Source organism: Klenkia taihuensis (assembly GCF_900112525.1).
Taxonomy (GTDB): Bacteria; Actinomycetota; Actinomycetes; order Mycobacteriales; family Geodermatophilaceae; genus Klenkia; species Klenkia taihuensis.
Map to the genome: position 1 here is coordinate 23,418 of NZ_FOMD01000006.1, position 19,054 is coordinate 42,471.

15 protein-coding genes are annotated in these 19,054 nt (G+C 74.8%); 7 read left to right on the forward strand and 8 right to left on the reverse strand.

The window, feature by feature from the left end:
• Nucleotides 1-37 precede the first annotated feature (37 nt).
• Nucleotides 38-2,401, reverse strand: coding sequence for an ATP-binding cassette domain-containing protein (locus BM158_RS19970; protein ID WP_207506826.1), 2,364 nt, complete (start codon nt 2,399-2,401; stop codon nt 38-40).
• An 80-nt stretch (nt 2,402-2,481) separates the two neighbouring features.
• On the opposite strand from BM158_RS19970, the gene BM158_RS19975 reads away from it, so the two are divergent.
• Together BM158_RS19975 and BM158_RS19980 are read left to right on the forward strand one after the other, a co-directional pair.
• A complete protein-coding gene (locus BM158_RS19975; RefSeq protein WP_091564063.1) occupies nt 2,482-3,357 on the forward strand; it encodes a sigma-70 family RNA polymerase sigma factor in 876 nt (291 codons plus the stop codon).
• Nucleotides 3,354-3,596, forward strand: coding sequence for a hypothetical protein (locus BM158_RS19980; protein WP_091563813.1), 243 nt, complete (start codon nt 3,354-3,356; stop codon nt 3,594-3,596). The genes BM158_RS19975 and BM158_RS19980 overlap by 4 nt, the downstream gene beginning before the upstream one ends.
• On the opposite strand, the gene BM158_RS19985 is transcribed toward BM158_RS19980, so the two are convergent.
• Nucleotides 3,593-4,597, reverse strand: coding sequence for an NADP-dependent oxidoreductase (locus BM158_RS19985; protein ID WP_091563815.1), 1,005 nt, complete (start codon nt 4,595-4,597; stop codon nt 3,593-3,595). The two genes, BM158_RS19980 and BM158_RS19985, sit on opposite strands and share 4 nt — an antisense overlap.
• Before the next feature lie 13 nt (nt 4,598-4,610).
• Complete coding sequence (locus tag BM158_RS19990) at nt 4,611-4,970, reverse strand: DUF1304 domain-containing protein (RefSeq protein WP_207506827.1); 360 nt, start codon at nt 4,968-4,970, stop codon at nt 4,611-4,613.
• A 117-nt stretch (nt 4,971-5,087) separates the two neighbouring features.
• Between BM158_RS19990 and BM158_RS19995 the strand changes: the two genes are divergently transcribed.
• The gene (locus BM158_RS19995) at nt 5,088-5,654 is read left to right on the forward strand and encodes a TetR/AcrR family transcriptional regulator (RefSeq protein ID WP_091563819.1); all 567 of its coding nucleotides are present in this window, start codon (nt 5,088-5,090) and stop codon (nt 5,652-5,654) included.
• Here BM158_RS19995 and BM158_RS20000 read toward each other — a convergent pair.
• Entirely contained in the window at nt 5,651-6,685 is a 1,035-nt protein-coding gene (locus BM158_RS20000) for a 5-methyltetrahydropteroyltriglutamate--homocysteine methyltransferase (protein ID WP_091563821.1), read from the reverse strand. The genes BM158_RS19995 and BM158_RS20000 overlap by 4 nt on opposite strands.
• A gap of 89 nt (nt 6,686-6,774) precedes the next feature.
• Here BM158_RS20000 and BM158_RS20005 point away from each other — a divergent pair, with 89 nt between their 5' ends.
• Nucleotides 6,775-7,848: an alpha/beta fold hydrolase gene (locus BM158_RS20005; RefSeq protein ID WP_165629039.1), complete on the forward strand. Its 1,074-nt coding sequence runs from the start codon at nt 6,775-6,777 to the stop codon at nt 7,846-7,848.
• Nucleotides 7,849-7,900: 52 nt separating this feature from the next.
• Complete coding sequence (locus tag BM158_RS20010; protein WP_191328769.1) at nt 7,901-8,728, forward strand: alpha/beta fold hydrolase; 828 nt, start codon at nt 7,901-7,903, stop codon at nt 8,726-8,728.
• Nucleotides 8,729-8,766: 38 nt separating this feature from the next.
• Here BM158_RS20010 and ggh read toward each other — a convergent pair whose 3' ends face one another.
• Together ggh and BM158_RS20020 are read right to left on the reverse strand one after the other, a co-directional pair.
• On the reverse strand, nt 8,767-10,188 hold the full coding sequence (gene ggh / locus BM158_RS20015) for a glucosylglycerate hydrolase (RefSeq protein ID WP_109504873.1): 1,422 nt from the start codon (nt 10,186-10,188) through the stop codon (nt 8,767-8,769).
• Between the two features lie 9 nt (nt 10,189-10,197).
• Nucleotides 10,198-11,541, reverse strand: coding sequence for an APC family permease (locus BM158_RS20020; RefSeq protein WP_207506829.1), 1,344 nt, complete (start codon nt 11,539-11,541; stop codon nt 10,198-10,200).
• Nucleotides 11,542-11,696: 155 nt separating this feature from the next.
• On the opposite strand from BM158_RS20020, the gene BM158_RS20025 reads away from it, so the two are divergent.
• The gene (locus BM158_RS20025; protein ID WP_207506831.1) at nt 11,697-13,250 is read left to right on the forward strand and encodes an adenylate/guanylate cyclase domain-containing protein; all 1,554 of its coding nucleotides are present in this window, start codon (nt 11,697-11,699) and stop codon (nt 13,248-13,250) included.
• An 8-nt stretch (nt 13,251-13,258) separates the two neighbouring features.
• A complete protein-coding gene (locus tag BM158_RS20030; RefSeq protein WP_229827872.1) occupies nt 13,259-16,048 on the forward strand; it encodes an FAD-binding and (Fe-S)-binding domain-containing protein in 2,790 nt (929 codons plus the stop codon).
• Nucleotides 16,049-16,050: 2 nt separating this feature from the next.
• Here BM158_RS20030 and BM158_RS20035 read toward each other — a convergent pair whose 3' ends face one another.
• Nucleotides 16,051-17,058 (reverse strand): potassium channel family protein, encoded by a 1,008-nt coding sequence (locus BM158_RS20035; protein ID WP_091563833.1) that lies wholly within the window; start codon nt 17,056-17,058, stop codon nt 16,051-16,053.
• A gap of 66 nt (nt 17,059-17,124) precedes the next feature.
• Complete coding sequence (locus BM158_RS20040) at nt 17,125-18,831, reverse strand: class I adenylate-forming enzyme family protein (protein ID WP_229827871.1); 1,707 nt, start codon at nt 18,829-18,831, stop codon at nt 17,125-17,127.
• Nucleotides 18,832-19,054 lie beyond the last annotated feature (223 nt).

Genomic DNA, 19,054 nt, shown 5'->3' on the forward strand with positions numbered 1-19,054 from the left:
CCTCGGACCGCCCGGGCTCTGCTGCGTCCGCCCTCGGTCAGGCGCCGACGTACTCGGCGAGGTGCTGGCCGGTGAGGGTGGAACGGTCGGCGACCAGCTGCGCCGGGGTGCCCTGGAAGACCACCCGGCCGCCGTCGTGGCCGGCGCCCGGGCCGATGTCGATGATCGCGTCGGCGTGCGCCATCACCGCCTGGTGGTGCTCGATGACGACCACCGACTTCCCCGAGTCGACGAGGCGGTCGAGCAGGCCGAGCAGCTGGTCGACGTCGGCCAGGTGCAGCCCGGTGGTGGGCTCGTCGAGCACGTAGACCGTGCCGCCCTCGCCCATCTGGCTGGCCAGCTTGAGCCGTTGCCGCTCGCCGCCGGACAGCGTGTTCAGCGGCTGGCCGAGGGTCAGGTAGCCCAGCCCGACGTCGACCATCCGCGCCAGGATCTTCTGCGCGGCCGGGGTCTTCGCCTCGCCGTCGCCGAAGTACTCGAGCGCCTCGCTGACCGGCAGCGCGAGCACCTCGGCGATGTTCTTGCCGCCCAGGCGGTACTCCAGCACCGCGGCCTGGAACCGCTTGCCCTCGCACTCCTCGCACGGGGTCGAGACGGTGCCCATCGTGGGGATCTCGGTGATGATCACGCCGGCGCCGTTGCAGGAGGGGCAGGCGCCCTCGGAGTTGGCGCTGAACAGGGCCGGCTTGACCCCGTTGGCCTTGGCGAACGCCTTGCGCACCGGCTCCAGCAGGCCGGTGTAGGTGGCCGGGTTGCTGCGCCGCGACCCCTTGATGGCGCTCTGGTCGATGCTGACCACGCCCTCGCGGCCGCTGATCGACCCGTGCACCAGCGAGCTCTTGCCCGAACCGGCCACCCCGGTGACGACGACCAGCACGCCGAGCGGGACGTCGACGTCCACGTCCTGCAGGTTGTGCGTGGCGGCCCCGCGCACCTCCAGCACCCCGGTCGGGGTGCGGACGGCGTCCTTGAGCCGGGCGCGGTCGTCCAGGTGCGCGCCGGTGAGGGTGCCGCTGGCCCGCAGCCCCTCCAGCGACCCCTCGTAGACCACCTCGCCGCCGGCGGTGCCCGCGCGCGGCCCGATGTCGACGACGTGGTCGGCGATCGCGATCGTCTCGGGCTTGTGCTCGACGACCAGCACCGTGTTGCCCTTGTCCCGCAGCTGCAGCAGCAGGGTGTTCATCTTGCCGATGTCGTGCGGGTGCAGGCCGATGGTGGGCTCGTCGAAGACGTAGGTGACGTCGGTGAGGGAGGACCCCAGGTGGCGGATGAGCTTGGTGCGCTGGGCCTCGCCGCCGGACAGCGTGCCGGCCGGGCGGTCCAGCGACAGGTAGCCCAGCCCGATGTCGGTGAACGCGTCGAGGGTGTCGCGCAGCCCGGCCAGCAGGGGAGCGACGGAGGGCTCCTCGAGCCGGCGGACCCACGACGCCAGGTCGCTGATCTGCATCTGGCACAGCTCGGCGATGTTCTTCCCGTTGATCCGCGAGCTGCGGGCGGTCTCGTTGAGCCGGGTGCCGTCGCAGTCGGGGCAGGTGGTGAAGGTGACTGCCCGCTCGACGAAGGCGCGGATGTGCGGCTGCATCGCGTCGACGTCCTTGGAGAGGAACGACTTCTGGATCTGCGGGATGATCCCCAGGAAGGTCAGGTTGATGCCCTCGACCTTGATCTTGGTGGCGTCCTGGTACAGCAGCGCGCGCAGCTCGCGCTCGGGCAGGTCGCGGATCGGGGTGTCGCAGTCGAAGAGCCCGCACCCGCGCAGGATGCGGCCCTGCCAGCCGTCCATCGACCAGCCGGGGATGGTCAGCGCGCCCTCGTTGATCGACTTGGTGTCGTCGTAGAGCGCGCTGCGGTCGAAGTCGGTGACCGAGCCGCGGCCCTCGCAGCGGGCGCACATGCCGCCCTGCACGCGGAACTCCTTGCGCTCGACCTTGGTCCCCGCCTCGGGGTCGCCCTTCTCCACGGTCAGCCCGCCCTTGCCGCTGACGGTGGCGGTGTTGAAGGAGAAGGCCTGCGCGGATCCCACGTGCGGGGTGCCGATCTTGGAGAACAGGATGCGCAGCAGCGCGTTGACGTCGGTGGCGGTGCCCAGGGTGGAGCGCGGGTTGGCGCCCATCCGCTCCTGGTCGACGATGATCGCGGTGGTCAGGCCGTCGAGGACGTCGACGTCGGGGCGGGCCTGGGAGGGCATGAAGCCCTGCAGGAACGCCGGGTAGGTCTCGTTGATCAGCCGCTGGGACTCCGCGGCGATGGTGGCGAACACCAGGGAGCTCTTGCCCGAGCCCGAGACGCCGGTGAACACCGTGAGGCGCCGCTTGGGGATCTCGACGTCGACGTCCTTGAGGTTGTTCTCGCGGGCGCCGAGGACGCGGATGAGGTCATGGCTGTCGGCCGGGTGATCCACGGCGTGGTGTCTACCGCATCCGGGCGACGATTCCGAGACGGTCACATCCGATCGGGCCGGGTCGTCAGGAGGGTGTGCGCATGATCGAGGAGTTCGAGGCGGAGCGTCCACGGCTGACGGCGCTGGCCGCCCGCGTGCTGGGCGACCGGGGCGAGGCCGAGGACGTCGTCCAGCAGGCGTGGCTGCGGCTGGACCGCACCGCGACCGGCATCGACGACCTGCCGGCCTGGCTGACCACGGTGACCACCCGGCTGTGCCTGGACCGGCTCCGGGCCCGCACGCCGGTGCCGGTCGAGGACGTCGAGCTGCCGGGCACCGCACCCGACCCGGCCGAGGACGTCGTCCTGGCCGACACCGTCGGCGTCGCGCTGCAGGTGGTGCTCGACCGGCTGCCGCCGCGGGAGCGGGTGGCCTTCGTGCTGCACGACAGCTTCGGGTTCGCCTTCGACACCGTCGCCGCGGTCCTGGACACCACCCCGGCCGCGGCCCGCAAGCTCGCCTCGCGGGCCCGGGCGCGCATCGCCCAGCCCGTGCCCGGGGACCGGCTGGCCGCCTGGGAGGTGGTCGACGCGTTCATGGCCGCCGCCCGCGGGGGAGACCTGGCCCGGCTGCTGGAGCTGCTGGCGCCCGGGGCCGGGGTCACCGCCGACGCCGCCGCGCTGCAGGCCGGCACCCCGGAGCGGATCGAGGGCCGCGACGCCGTCGCCGCGTTCTTCGACGGCAGCGCGCACGCCGCGCTGCCCGTGCTGGTCGACGGCCGGCCCGGCTACGCCTGGTACCACCGCGGCGAGGCGAAGGTCGTCTTCGACTTCACCGTGGCGCAGGGCCGGGTCACCGGCATCGTGTTCCGGGCCGCCGTGGACGTGCTGGCCGCCGTGCGGCGCCGGTCGGTCACACCGGCGGCCCCGCCGTCGTCAGAGGAGCAGGACACCACCACGACCGAGGAGCACCGATGAAGACCATGACCTGCGCCCAGCTGGGCGGGCCCTGCGACCACCCGCACCGCGGCGAGGACGCGAACGCCGTCATCAACGCCCAGGACCAGCACCTGAAGGAGCGCGAGGCGGCCGGCGACGCGACCCACCAGGAGGCCCGGGACGCGATGAAGGCCCGCTGGCGCCACCCCAAGAAGTCCATGGACTGGTACCGGGGGGCGCAGCGGGCCTTCGCCGAGCTGCCGGAGGACCGGGGCTAGACCTTCACCACCATCTTGCCGGTGTTCTCGCCGCGCATCAGGCCGAGGAAGGCGTCGACGGCGTGGTCGATGCCCTCCACCACGGTCTCGTCCCAGGCGATGCGGCCGTCGGCGAACCAGCCGGTCATGTGCTCGCGGAACTCCGGTGCGAGGTGGCCGTAGTTGCCCAGCGTGAAGCCCTTGAGCGTCAGCCCGGCCTTGACGACGTTCATCATGTTGCGCGGCCCGGGGGGCGCCTGCTCGGCGTTGTAGCCGCTGATCGCACCGCACATCGCGGCCCGGCCGCCGTCGTTGAGGACCGCGAGCGCGGCCTCGAGGTGGTCGCCCCCGACGTTGTCGAAGTAGACGTCGATGCCGTCCGGGGCGGCCTCGCGCAGCTGGTCGAGCACGGGGCCCGCCTTGTAGTCGAAGCCGGCGTCGTAGCCGTACTTCCCGGTCAGCAGGGCGACCTTCTCGGGCGACCCGGCCGAGCCGACGACCCGCCCGGCGCCGAGCAGCTTCGCGATCTGCCCGACCGCGGAACCCACCGCACCGGCCGCGCCGGACACGAAGACGGTGTCGCCCTCCTGCAGCTGCGCGATCGCGGTCAGGCCGACGTAGGCGGTCATGCCGGTGAGGCCGAGGACGCCGAGGTGCAGGGAGTGGGGGGCGCCGGGGACCTCCTGCACGACGCGGAAGCCGCGGGCGTCCTCCTGGACGACGTCGCGCCAGCCGAAGTTGTGCAGCACGAGCGAGCCGACCGGGTGGGCGTCGGAGGTGGACTCCTCGACCCGGCCGACGGCGCCGCCGGTCATCGTCTCGCCGAGGGCGAAGGGCGGGATGTAGCTCTTCACGTCGTTCATCCGGCCGCGCATGTAGGGGTCGACGGAGAGGAACTCGTTGCGCACCCGGACCTGGCCGGGGGCGAGGTCGCCGTAGGCGACGGTGACGGTGGCGAAGTCCTCGTGCGTCGGCCAGCCCTGCGGACGGCGGGCGAGCTGGATCTGGGTGCTGTCGACCATGTTGATCTCCTTGCTAGAGGGCGAGCCCGGCCGCGAGGAGCGCGATGCCGAGCAGGGGAGGGGTGAGCTGGATGAGGGCCGGGCGGGTCCTGGACCGGTCGGACAGCAGCAGGACCAGGCCCGCGGCGACCATCGAGCCGGCGCCGACGAACACCAGCGTGGCACCGACGGCGGTGGCACCGGCGGCCAGGACGACGACGACGCCGGCGGCGATCTCGACGGCCAGGAACAGGTTGTAGAAGCCCTGGTTGAACGCCATCGAGCGGGTCTCGCGGGCCTGCTCGGGGGTGGTGCCGAAGGTGGCCCGGGCCTTCGCGCCGGTCCAGGCGAGGGCCTCGAGCACGAAGATGTACAGGTGGATCGCTGCGGCCACGCCCGCCAGCACCAACCCTGCGACGACCATCCCGACCTCCCGGTTGTGAACTGACCGTTGCACCGTAACGCCACCCGGCGTAGATTTGCAACGGCTGGTCCAGAACGAGGAGGAACGATGCCGCGACCGCAGGCCTACGTCACCGCCGACGCCGTCCGCGCGGCGCGCGGGGTGTTCTGGGCCCAGGGGTTCGAGGGGGCGGCGGTCCCCGACCTCGAGCGCGCGACCGGGCTGAACCGGTCGAGCATCTACCACGCCTTCGGCAGCAAGCGAGGCCTGTTCGACGCCGCCGTGCAGAGCTACCTCGACGAGGTGGTGCGCCCGCGCCTCGCTGTCCTCACCGGTCCCGACGTCGCCCCCGACGCCCTGGTCGAGTACCTGTCCGGCCTGCGCGCGGCGATCGCCGCCGTCGACCCGGGCGGAGCCGGGCAGGGGTGCCTGCTGGTCAACACCGCGACCGCGCCGATCGGCGGGGACGCCGCGGTGCGCGCCGTCGTGGCCGGCTACCGGGGCGAGCTGCGGACGGCGTTCGAGCGCGGCGTGCGGGCCCGGTTCCCCGACCGCGACCCCGCCGAGCTCGCCGACACCTGCACCTCGTTGGTGGTCGCCGCCTTCGCCCTCGCCCGGGTCGACCCCGACGGCGCCGTCCGCTCGCTGGACGTCGCGCTGGCCCAGGCCGCCTAGAGCTCCCCGCGCACCAGCTCGGCGGCCATCGCCAGGGCGCGCATCTTGCCCGCAGCGGACTCCCGCGGCAGGTACTTCAGCCCGCAGTCGCTGGAGAGCACCAGCTTCGCGACGTCCACGTGGCCCAGCGCCCGGCGCACCCGGTCGGCCACCTGCACCGGCGTCTCGACCTCGGGCGTCGAGAGGTCCAGCACGCCCAGGGCGATGCCCTTCCCGCGCAGCGGCTCCAGCGTCGCCGGGTCCATGTGGGACTGCGCGGTCTCCACCGACACCGCGTCGCAGGCCACGTCGGCGAGCTCGGGCAGGAAGGAGTAGCCGTCGGGGCGCTGCGCCACCATCGCGGCGTAGCCGAAGCACAGGTGCACGTGCGTGGTGCCCGCGGCGCCCTCCAGGGCCCGGTTCAGCGCCTCGACGCCGTACCGGCGGGCCACCTCGGGCCGGGCCTGCAGCCACGGCTCGTCCAGCTGGACGACGTCGGCCCCGGCGGCGAACAGGTCGGCGATCTCGGCCCGGACGACGTCGGCGTAGGCCAGCGCCAGCTCGCGGTCGTCGCCGTAGTGGTCGTCCTGGGCCTGCTGCGCCATGGTGAACGGCCCCGGCACGGTGATCTTGACGGCGCGGTTGGTGTGCGCCCGCAGGAACCGGACGTCGTCGGCCTGCACCGGCCGCGGCCGGGTGATCGGGCCGACCACGCGGGGGACCGGGATGTCCAGGCCGGAGCGGTTGCGCACCGTCCCCGGGTGGTCCAGGTCGATGCCCTCGAGCGCGGTGGCGAAGTGGTTGGAGTAGGACTCCCGCCGCACCTCGCCGTCCCCGACGATGTCCAGGCCGGCCTCCTCCTGGGCGCGGACGGTGACCAGGGTGGCGTCGTCCTGCGCCTCGGCCAGCCGCTCGGCGGGGATCCGCCACAGCTCGGCGGCGCGCACCCGCGGCGGGAACTGGTGGCCCAGCCGGTCGCGGTCGATCAGCCAGTCGGGCTGGGGCAGGCTCCCGACGACGGTGGTGGGCAGCGTCGGCAGCGGGCGTGGCATGCCGACGATCCTGCCCGATGCGGGGGTGACGGGGGCCCGGTCGTGCGTCAGGGTGGCCCCATCCCACCCGGCTCGACGAGGAGCTGCCCGTGATCGAGAACCCGTTCTACGCACCCGAGGTGCAGGGCCCCTACCAGCTGCACTCCCTGGGGTCCTTCGACCTGGAGGAGGGCGGCACCATCCCCGACCTCCAGCTCGCGTACGCCACCTACGGCGAGCTGAACGAGGCCAAGGACAACGCGATCCTGGTCCCGACCTGGTTCAGCGGCACCCACGCCACCTGGTGGCAGGTCTACATCGGGGAGGGGCGGGCGCTGGACCCGGCGAAGTACTTCATCGTCGTGGTGAACCAGATCGGCAACGGGCTCTCGACGTCACCGCACACCACCGACGACCCCGCCATCGCGATGTCGCGGTTCCCGAAGGTCAGGATCGGGGACGACGTCCGGGCGCAGCGGCAGCTGGCGCAGGAGCTGTTCGGCATCGACCGGTGGGCGCTGGTCGTCGGCGGGTCGATGGGCGCGCAGCAGGTCTACGAGTGGGCGGTGCGCTACCCCGACGCCGTGCAGCGGGCCGCCCCGATCGCCGGCACCGCGCAGAACACCCCGCACGACTTCCTCTTCACCCAGACGCTGATGGACGCCATCACCTCCGACCCCGGGTGGAACGGCGGGGAGTACACCAGCCACACCGAGGTCGCCGCCGGGCTGGCCCGGCACGCCGACATCTGGGCGATCATGGGCCTGTCGACGGAGTTTTGGCGCTCGGGCTTCTGGAGGGGCATCGAGCTGCCCGACACCAGCTGGGACACCTTCACCGAGTTCCAGGAGCGGTTCACCCGCGCGGTGTTCGGCGCGATGGACCCCAACGCGCTGCTGACCATGGGCTGGAAGTGGCAGCGCGGCGACGTCGCCCGGCACACCGGCGGCGACCTGGCTGCGGCGCTCGGGCGGGTCACCGCGCGGACCTTCGTCATGCCCATCGACGAGGACATGTTCTTCCCGCCGCGCGACTGCCGCCGGGAGGCCGAGCTGGTCCCGGGCGCGCAGGTGCGGGTGCTGCCGAGCATCGCCGGCCACTTCGGCCTGTTCGGCTTCGAGCAGACCTACCTGGACGCCGTCGACGCCAACCTGGGGGAGCTGCTGGCCAGCGAGGTGCCGTAACCCGGTCGCGCGGGGGCCCGGCCGTCTGGCACGGTCGGGCCCCGTGGAACGCATGGTGCAGGTCGCCGACGGGGTCCAGCTGTGGGTCGAGGAACGGGGGGACCCGGGTGCGCCCGCCGTCCTGCTGGTGATGGGGGCGGCGTCGTCCGGGCTGGTGTGGCCCGACGAGCTGGTCGACCGGCTGGCGGCGTCGTACCGGGTGGTGCGCTACGACCACCGCGACACCGGCCGCTCGACGCGGGGCACGACGTACGCCCTGCGCGACCTGGCCACCGACGCGGTCGGCGTGCTCGACGGGCTCGGCGTCGACCGCGCGCACGTCGTCGGCATGTCGATGGGCGGGCTGCTGACCCAGCTGCTGCTGCTCGACCACCCCGACCGGCTGCACAGCGCGACGCTGTTCTGCACCGGGCCGCTGGGCGGTGCCGCCGGTGAGCCCGCGCCGCCGCCGGCCGACGACCTGCTGGCCTTCTGGGCGACCATGGCCGAACCGCGCGACGACGAGGCGGAGCTGGCCTGGCGGGCGGAGCACTGGGCCCGGCTGAACGGCGACCAGCTGGACGTCGACCCCGCCGAGTGGGTGGCGCTCGAGCAGCGGGTGGCCGCGCACTCCGGCGGGTTGCTGCCGGCGACCCCGCACGCCGTCGCCGACCAGGGCGGCCTGGCCCGGGGTGCGGAGCTGGCCGCGGTCCGGGTGCCCGTACTGGTGGTCGAGGCGCCGGCCGACCCCGCCTACCCGCCGCCGAACGCCCAGCTGCTGGCCGGCGCGCTGGGGAACGCCCGGGTGGTCACGGTGCCCGGCATGGGCCACGCGCTCCCGCCGGCGGTCCTGGGCCCGCTGACCGACGCGATCGAGGAGCACCTCGCCCGCTCGATGTGACATCCAGCGGTGTCCGGCCGCCGGGATACCGCCTCGACTCACATCGGGCTGGGGCCGGCCGGGGTGACGGCGGGGAGCTCCGACGTCAGCAGGCGGACGCGCTTGCGCCGGCCGGGGCGGCGGGCGGCCAGGAAGTCCAGCGCGATCGCCGCCGTCCACGACTGGTCCCGCGACCCGAGCTGCTCGCCGGTCAGCGGCTCGTAGTACTCGGCGAAGTCGCAGTCGACCAGCTGCGCCAGCCCGGCCAGCCGCAGCGCGTTGGCCGCCTCCTGCTCGCCGGACCGGTTCAGCGCCCACGCCATCAGCCAGTTGAGCACCGGCCACTGCGGCCCGCGCCAGTAGGTGCGCTCCCGGAACGCCGGCGAGGCCGGGGAGACCGAGGGGACGACGGGCCAGCGCAGCCGCGAGTGGCCGCACCAGCGGGGGCCCAGCAGCAGGTCGCGCTGGCGGCGCAGCAGCGCGTCGTCGCCGCCGCACACCAACGGTGCGAAGCCGGCCGCGGAGTCGACCGCCAGGAAGTCACCCGTCCGCAGGTCCAGGTCGCGGGCCAGGTCGGTGGCCGGGTCGACCGTGCGCAGCACGCCGGTGCGGAACCGGCGGGCGATGGCCCGGGACTCCTCGATGCCGGCCGGGTCGGCGCCGAGCTCGGCGCCCATGTCGGCCAGCAGGTCCGAGGCCGCGGCCAGCAGCGCCGAGACCAGCACGTCGCCGACCACGAAGTCGCCGGTCGCCCGGTAGGCGGCGTCGTCGTAGCGGGCCCGCACCTTCTGCTCGACCAGCCACAGGTAGCGGGCGTACTCGGCGTCGCTGGGCCGCTGGGAGGGGTCGGACACGTGCGCGAGGTCCCGGCGCACGAACGGCGGCACCGGGCCGGGCACCACCCGGGAGTAGGGGGCGTCCCAGCGCGGGGAGTCGTCCATGCCGGACTCCCAGCCGTGGTGGATCTCCACCAGGCCGTGCGCGTGCGGGTCGCGCGCGGTGGCCAGGTAGCGGTGCCAGGCCAGCCACTGCGGGAAGGTGTCGAGCACGAACCGCTCGCACAGCTCCTGGTCGCCCCCGCCCCGGCGGCGGGCGTCGTGCAGGATCCGCGACAGCGCGATGACGTGGATCGGCGGCTGGGTGATCCCGCTGGTCAGCACCCCGGCGGGCCGCGCGGCCGCGACCTGGGTGCGCCAGCGGTCCGGGTCGGGGAAGTAGTCGCTGGGGGAGTGGAACAGGATGTGCGGGATCATCCCCGTCGCCCACTGCCCGGTGAGCAGCGTGCGCAGCTCGTCCAGCGCCCGCGGCACCGAGACGGTGGCGATGCCCAGCGCGACGAACCCGGCGTCCCAGCTCCACATGTGCGGGTAGAGCGTCGGCGAGGCGACGGTGAAGCGGCCGCGGTCGTTGGCCTTGAGCACGTAGCCGGCCCGCCCGGCCATCAGCGCGATGTCGACCGGCGTGGGGTGCTGTATCGCCATGACCCATCCTCACCGCCCGGGCCGCTCCGCGGTAGAGGTGCGCGTCACGCGGGCCAGCAGGTACAGCACGACGCCGACGGCGAGCATGATCGCCGCGCGCAGCCAGGTGCCGGCCTCCTGCTGCCACAGCAGCAGCACGCAGGAGGCGATCGCCAGCACCGGCAGCACGACCGGGGCGCGGAAGTGGTCGTGGTCGACCCGGTCGCGGCGCAGCACCAGCACCGACACGTTGGTGGACAGGAACACGAACAGCAGCAGCAGGACGACGGTGGTCGCCAGCGTGGCCAGGTCCCCGGTCAGGGTCAGCCCGATCGCCACCAGCGTGGTGGCCACGATCGCCACCCACGGGGTGCGCCGGACCGGCAGCACCCGGCCCAGCGCGGACGGCAGCAGGCGCTCCTCGGCCAGGCCGTAGACCAGCCGGCTGGCCATGATCATCGTCAGCAGGGCACCGTTGGCGACGGCCACCAGCGCGATCGCGGAGAACACCTGGTCGGGGATGCCGACCCCGCTGGCCTGGACCACCGCCAGCAGCGGCCCGGACGACGCCGCGAGCTCGTCGGGGGCCAGCACCACCGAGGCGGCCAGGCCGACCAGCACGTAGACCGCGCCGGCGGCCAGCAGTGCGCCGAACAGCGCCCGCGGGTAGACCCGCCGCACGTCGCGGACCTCCTCGGCCATGTTCGCCGAGGTCTCGAACCCGACGAAGGAGTAGTAGGCCAGCACCGCCGCGGCGAGCACCGCGCTGCCGGCGGACACCCCGTCGGGGAACTCCACGACCCGGCCCGGGTCGCCGTCCCCCCGGCCCAGCACCACCGCGCCGAGGACGACGACCAGCACCAGCCCGGACACCTCGACGCAGGTCATCACCAGGTTGGCCCGCATCGACTCCTGGATGCCGCGGGCGTTGAGCAGCCCGACGAGCACCAGGAAGACCACCGCGGCCGGGACGGCGGGGACGTCGAGGAACGCCGTCAGGTAGTCGCCGCTGAACGCCAGCGCGAGCCCGGCCGCGCTGGTCACCCCGGCGGCGAGCATGCAGAACCCGACCAGGAACGACAGCACGGGGACGCCGAAGGCACGCTCGGCGAACACCGCCGCGCCGCCGGCCCTCGGGTACTTGGTCACCAGCTCGGCGTAGGACGCCGCGGTGAGCATCGCCAGGCCCAGCGCGACCAGCAGCGGCACCCAGACCGCGCCGCCCACCTCGCCGGCGACCTCGCCGATGAGCGCGTAGATGCCGGCCCCCAGGACGTCGCCGAGCACGAAGACGAAGAGCAGCTTGCCACTGACGGCCCGCTTCAGCGCGGTGCCGCTGTCGCGTTCGGTCGAGTTCCGGTTCCCGTCGGTCACCGGTGCCAGCGTCGTCCACACCGGCCGATCGCGCGCGCCGGGAGCCACCCGGGCGGGGCGGGTCGGCTGGTGCGCCGGGCCCGCGCCGGGCACCGTGGGCCGGTGCGCAGTGTCCCCGGGCCCGGTCGCTCGTTGACCCGTGCTGTGAGGGCTGCGTGATCACCACCGTGCTGCGGAGCGCGCGCGCCCTGCCCCCGGCCCTGCTGCGCGTCGTCGTCCCGGGCATCCGCCGGGTGGTGCCCGCCGACCGCGTCGTCGCCCCCGGCATCGCGCTGCTGGTGGTGGCGGCCAACGTCGTCGGCGCGGGCGTGGTGACCGTGCTGCTGCTGGGCGTCAACGGCGGCAGCGACGTGGAGTCCCCGACCGGCCGGCTGGTCACCGGCATCGTCGGCGCGGGCTACCTGCTGCTGGCCATCCCGGTCGGCGTCGTCCTCGGCCTGCACAAGCACCGCCGCACCAACCGCTGGCTGTGGACCGGCCGCACCCCGACGCCCGAGGAGGTGCTGCTCGCGCTGCGGCTGCCCGGCGACGTCGCCCGGCTGGTGGCCTGGGTGTGGGCGGTGGCCGCGGTCGGGCTGGGCGTGGTGTCGGCGGCGGTCTACCCCCAGGCACTGGTGGGGCTGCGGATCGGCATCTCCGTCGTCCTCGGCGGCGTGGTCACCGCCGGCGTCACCTACCTGCTGGTCGCCCGCGCCGCCCGGCACGTCACCGCCCGCGCGCTGGCCGCCCAGCCCCCCGACCAGCCGCGCACCCTCAGCGTCCGCCGGCGCCTGCTGCTGACCTGGGGCCTGACCAGCGGCGTGCCGATGCTCGGCCTGATCCTGCTGGTCCTCGACCCCACCGGGCAGGGCACGCCGGGCCGGTTCACCGCGCTGTTCCTGCCCGGCGTCGCGCTCGTCGTCGGCCTGCTCGCCACCCTGCTGGTCGCCCGCGGCGTGGGCTCGCCGCTGCGCGAGCTGCGCCGGGCGGTGCAGCGGATCGGCGAGGGCGAGACCGACGTCCGGGTCGTCGTCGACGACGCCGGGGAGATCGGGCTGCTGCAGAACGGGGTGAACACCATGGCCAGCGGCCTGGCCGAGCGGGAGCGGCTGCGCGACCTGTTCGGCCGGCACGTCGGCGCCGACGTCGCCGCCCGCGCGCTGTCCGACGGCGTCGAGCTGGGCGGGGAGACCCGCACCGTGGCCGCGCTGTTCGTCGACGTCGCCGGCTCCACCGGGCTGGCCGAGCGGCTGGGCCCGCAGGAGATGGTCGGCCTGCTCAACCGGTTCTTCGCCGTGGTCGTGGACGCCACCTCCGCCGAGGGCGGGCTGGTCAACAAGTTCGAGGGCGACGCCGCGCTGTGCGTGTTCGGCGCGCCCCAGCCGCTGCCCGACGCCGCCGGTGCCGCGCTGCGGGCGGCCCGGGCGATCTGCACCGCGGTCGCCGAGGCCGGCGAGGTCGACGTCGGCGTCGGGGTGGCCTGGGGCGACGTCGTCGCCGGCCAGATCGGGGCGGACAGCCGCTCGGAGTACACCGTCATCGGCGACGCGGTGAACACCGCGGCCCGCCTCACCGAGCTGGCCAAGGACCACACCGGCCGAGCGGTGGCCAGCGACGCCGCCGTGCAGGCCGCCACCGCGGGCGAGCGGGAGCACTGGGTGGCCGGCGAGGAGGTCGTGCTGCGCGGCCGCTCGGAGCCGACCCGGCTGTGGGTGCTCGCCGGGGGATGATCGGGGGCGTGCCGGGCTTCGAGGACGACCTGCGGGCCCGGTTCGGCGACCTCGCCCGCACCGACGGCCTGGCCCGCGCTGTCTTCTCCACCGACGCGTCCAACTACCGGGTGCCGCCACGTGCGGTCGTGCAGCCCCGCACCCGGGCCGACGTCGTCGACGCCGTCGCGCTGGCCGCCGCGCACGGCGTCCCGGTCACCCCGCGCGGCGGCGGCACCTCCTGCGCCGGCAACGCCATCGGCCCCGGCCTGGTCCTCGACCTCTCCCGCCACCTGGACCGGGTGCTCGCCGTCGACCCGGAGGCCCGCACCGCCACCGTGCAGCCCGGCGTCGTGCTGACCGACCTGCAGGCCGCCGCCGCGCCGCACGGCCTGCGCTTCGGCCCCGACCCCTCCACCGCCTCGCGCGCCACCCTCGGCGGGCTGATCGGCAACAACGCCTGCGGCCCGCACGGGCTGTCCTACGGCCGCACCGCCGACAACGTCGTCGAGCTGACCTGGCTCACCGGCGACGGCCGGGTGCTCACCGCCGGGTCGGGCCCCGGTGCGCTGGACGCCGTCCCCGGGCTGGCCGGGTTCGTCCGCGACCACCTCGGCGTCGTCCGCACGGAGTTCGGCCGCTTCGCCCGGCAGATCTCGGGCTACTCGCTGGAGCACCTGCTGCCGGAGAACGGCTCGTCGCTGGCCGCCGCGCTGGTGGGCACCGAGGGCACCTGCGGGGTGCTGCTGGAGGCCGTCGTCCGGCTGGTGCCGCGTGCGCCGGCCCCCGCGCTGGCGGTGCTGGCCTACCCCGACATGGCCGCGGCCGCCGACGACGTCCCGGCGCTGCTGCCGCTGGCGCCGCTGGCGCTGGAGGGCCTGGACGCCCGGCTGGTGGACGTCGTCCGCCGGGCGCACGGCAGCGTGCCCGACCTGCCCGACGGCGGCGGTTGGCTGATGGCCGAGCTCGGCGGGGAGACCGGGGAGGAGGCGGTCGAGGCCGCGCACCGGTTCGCCGCCGCCTCCGCCGCCCGCGACGTCCGGGTGCTGCCCGCCGGCCCCGCGGCCACCCGGCTGTGGCAGATCCGGGCCGACGGGGCGGGCCTGGCCGGGCGCACGCCCGCCGGCACCCAGGCCTGGCCCGGGTGGGAGGACTCGGCGGTGCCGCCGGAGCGGCTGGGCGACTACCTGCGCGGCCTCGAGGCGCTGATGGCCGACGAGGACGTCACCGGGCTGGCCTACGGCCACTTCGGCGACGGCTGCGTGCACGTGCGCATCGACTTCCCGCTGCACACCGGCGGCGCCCCGATGCGGCGGTTCCTGGAGCGGGCGGCCGACCTGGCCACCTCGCACGGCGGGTCGCTGTCCGGCGAGCACGGCGACGGCCGGGCCCGCTCCGAGCTGCTGCGCACCATGTACTCCGCCGACGCGCTGACCGCGATGGCCCGGTTCAAGGGCCTGCTGGACCCGGACGACCGGATGAACCCCGGCGTCGTCGTCCGGCCCGCGCCGCTGGACGCCGACCTGCGCCGCCCGCACGCCCTGCCGGTCGTGGCCGCCGACGGGTTCGCCTTCGCCGCGGACGGCGGCGACGTCACCGCGGCGCTGCACCGGTGCACCGGCGTCGGTGCCTGCCGGGCCGACCTGCGCGGGCAGGGCGCCTTCATGTGCCCCTCGTACCTGGCCACCCGGGAGGAGCAGGACTCGACCCGCGGCCGGGCCCGCGCGCTGCAGGAGATGCTGGCCGGCGGGGTCGACGGCGGCTGGGCGGCACCCGAGGTGCACGAGGCGCTGGACCTCTGCCTGAGCTGCAAGGCGTGCGCCGCCGACTGCCCGACCGGCACCGACATGGCCACCTACAAGGCCGAGACCCTGCACCGCACCTACGCCGGCCGGGTCCGCCCGCGCACGCACTACACCTTCGGCCGGCTGCCGCGGTGGCTGCGGCTGGCCGCCCCGTTCGCCGCCCCGCTGCGCGCCGCCGCCCGGGTGGGGCCGCTGCGCCGGTCGGCGCTGCGGGCGATGGGCGCCGACCCCCGCCGGTCGCTGCCCGACCTGCCGCTGCGGCCCTTCCGGTGGACCCGCACCGCCCGCACGCACCGCCGGCCCACCGGCACCGGCACGCCGGTGCTGCTGTGGGTGGACTCCTTCTCCGACGGCCTCGAGCCCGCGGTCGCCCGCGACGCGGTCGCGGTGCTGGAGGCGGCCGGCTGCGACGTCGTGGTCGCCGAGCCCGGCGCCTGCTGCGGGCTGACCCTGGTCACCACTGGCCAGCTCACCGCCGCCCGCACCCGGATGCGGCGCACCCTCGCCGTCCTGGAGCCGCACGTGCAGGCCGGGCGGGTGGTGGTCGGCCTGGAGCCCAGCTGCACCGCGACGCTGCGCTCGGACCTGGTGGAGCTCCTGCCGGACGACCCGCGGGCCGCGGCGGTGGCCGCCGCCGTCCGCACCGTCGCCGAGCTGCTCACCGAGCTGGACTGGACCCCGCCGGCCGGGGCGGGGGAGCGGCTGCTGGTGCAGCCGCACTGCCACCACCACGCGGTGCTCGGCTTCGACGCCGACCGGGCGCTGCTGGACCGGATGGGGCACGACGTCGTGGAGTCGACCGGCTGCTGCGGGCTCGCCGGCAGCTTCGGGATGGAGCGCGGGCACCACGACGTGTCCGTCGCGATCGCGCGCGACGGCGTCCTCGCGCGGGCCGCCGAGCACCCCGACCGGGCGCTGCTGGCCGACGGGTTCTCCTGCCGCACCCAGGTGCGCGACCTGGCCGGGCTGCCCGCCCGGCACCTGGTGCAGCTGCTGGCCGACCGGCTGCGCTGAGGTCAGCTGTTGGAGCGGACGACGACCAGCACGTCCTCGCTCTGCAGGGTGCCGATCGCGGGGTCGTCGAAGCGCAGGGTGCGCCCGCCCCGGGTCACCGACAGCACCACGTCGCGCAGCTGCCGGGCCCCCATGCCGACCTCGGCGCTGGTCACCGTGCGCTGGGCCAGGTCCAGGCCGTGCCCGGCGGTCAGCAGGTCCTCGACCGCGGCGACCACGCGCGGGGCGTCGGTGGCCAGGCCGAGCAGCCGCCCGGAGGTGGAGGAGGAGGTGATGACCGAGTCGGCGCCGGACTGGCGCAGCAGGCTCGCGTTCTCCTCCTCGCGCACCGACGCGGTGATCGGCACCGTCGGCGAGAGCTGTCGAACGGTGAGGGTGATGAGGACGGCGGTGTCGTCGCGGTTGGCGGCCACCACCACCGCGCGGGCCTTCTCGATGGAGGTGCGGCGCAGCACGTCGGCGCGGCCGGCGTCGCCGACGATGCCGGTCAGGCCGATGGAGTTGGCCTCGTCGATCGCCGCGGGGCTGGGGTCGACGACGACGATGTGCTCCTTGTCGGTGCCGGCGGCGATGAGGGCGCGGATGGCGCTGCGGCCCTTGGTGCCGTAGCCGCACACGACGACGTGCTGGCGCACGGAGGACCTCCAACGACGGACCCGGAACTCCTCGCGGGAGCGCGCGGTGAGCGCCTCCAGCGTGGTCCCGATGAGGATGAGCAGGAAGAGCACGCGCAGCGGCGTGATGAGCAGGATGTTGACCAGCCGGGCACTGGGCGTCACCGGGGTGATGTCGCCGTAGCCGGTGGTCGAGAGGCTGACCGTGGCGTAGTAGGTCGCGTCCAGCAGCGACAGCTCGCCACCGTTGTTGTCCCGGTAGCCGCTGCGGTCGAAGTAGACGATGAGCACGGTGGCCACGAGCACGACCGTGGCGATGACGACCCGCTTGCCGACCTGCCGGAACGGGGACTGCTCGGTGTGCGCGAGCTGCACACCGCCGTGGTCGCTCAGCATGCGGGGATCACGGCTGGGACAGTACGCAGCCGCAGGTCAGCGGACCGGCCGGACACCCCTTCCGGGTCAGCCCGCCGCCTCGCGCTCGCGGTCGGCCAGCACCCGCTTGAGCACCTTGCCCGCCGGGGAGACCGGGATGGCGTCGGTGAAGACGACGGCGCGCACCCGCTTGTACGGCGTCACCCGGTCGTTGACCGCGGCCATCACCGACTCCTCGGTCAGCGCCGCCCCGGCCTCGTCGGACCGCCGCACCACGTAGGCCACCGGCAGCTCCCCGGCGACCGGGTCGGGCCGGCCCACCACCGCAACGCCGGCCACCCCGGGGACGCCGACCAGGATCTCCTCGAGCTCGCGCGGGAAGACGTTGTAGCCCTTGTGCAGCAGCATGTCCTTGGTGCGGTCGACGACGGCCAGGTAGCCGTCCTCGTCGAGCACGCCGACGTCGCCGGAGTGGAACCAGCCCTCGGCGTCGATCGACTGCGCGGTGGCCTCGGGCCGGCCGGCGTAGCCGCGCATCACCTGCGGGCCGCGGATGCACACCTCGCCGCGCTCGCCGGCCGGCAGCTCCTCGCCGGTGTCCAGCGCCCGGATGCTGATCTCGGTGTCGGGGACCGGGAGGCCGACCGTGCCGGCCTTGCGCACCGCGGACCGGGCGACGGGGTTGCCGGTGGCCTGCATGGTCACCTCGGTCAGCCCGTAGCCCTCGCCGATGACGGCGCCGGGGAACAGCGCGGTCAGCCGCTCGATGAGGGGGACGGCGAGCGGCGCGGCCCCGCTGGACAGGCCCCGCACGCTGGACAGGTCGGCGTCGGCGATGCCGGGCACCTGCAGCAGCGCGGCGAACACCGGCGGGGCGCCGCCGATCGAGGTGACCCGGTACGCCTCGGCGTCCCGGACGTAGGCGACCGGGTCGAACCGGTCGTGGATGACCACGGTGGCTCCGCTGAGCACCTGGCCGTTGAGGTAGCCGATCACGCCCATGGCGTGGAACCACGGCGTCAGGTTGATCGCGCAGCCGGTGCCCAGCCGGGTCGGGTACTCGTCGGGGTCGCCGACCTGGTCGAGGGTGACGTCGCCCTCGGCGTCCCGGGCGGGGAGCGAGCCCGAGGCCCAGCAGCCGGACTGCAGCACGTTGGTGACCACCTGCCGGTGCGGCAGCTCCACGCCCTTGCTCACCCCGGTGGTCCCGCCGGTGTAGGCCAGGTGGGCCAGTGCGGTCGCCGGGTCGAGGTCGGCGTCGCGGTGGGCGTCGGAGGGGTCGGCGGCCAGCAGGTCGGCCAGGTCGACACCGCCCTCGGGCAGCTCGACCGGTGCGGTCGGGTCGGCGATCTGGGCGGGACCGGTGACGACGACGGTGCGCACCGCGGTGTCCCCGAGCGCGGCCCGCACCGCCGGCAGGCACGCATCCCAGGTGATCAGCGCCCGGGCGCCCGAGTCGGCCAGCTGGTGGGCGAGCTCCGCCGGCGTGAGCAGCGGGTTGGTGGGGGAGAAGGTCGCGCCGGCGAGCAGGACGCCGTAGTAGACCGGCGGGTACTGCAAGCAGTTGGGCAGGTGCACCGCGACCACGTCGCCCGGGCCCACCCCGCGCTCGGCCAGCCCGGCGGCCACCGCGTGCGCCCGCCGGCCCAGCTCGGTGAAGGACAGCTCGGTGCCGTGGTGCACGAACGCCGTTCGGTCGCCCCACCGGCGGACCGCTGCGCGCAGCAGCGAGCCCACGGGGGCGGTCGGGTAGTCGAGGCTGCGGGGGACGCCGGTGGGCCACAGGTCGCTCACCCCGGCCAGCGTGCTCCACGTCACACCGTGCGTCGACACCGGCCCCGGACGGCGGTCAGCCGTCCACCACGGAGGGTCACGACTCGCGACCGACCGGGTGAAGCCTGCGCCGGACTGCACCGGAACGGCGCCGATTCGGGTGGCTGTGCCGCCGCTGTGCTGACACGTTCCGTCACCAGTGGGCCGCCGCGGCCCTGATCCGCGCCCCGCGAGGGGCCGACGA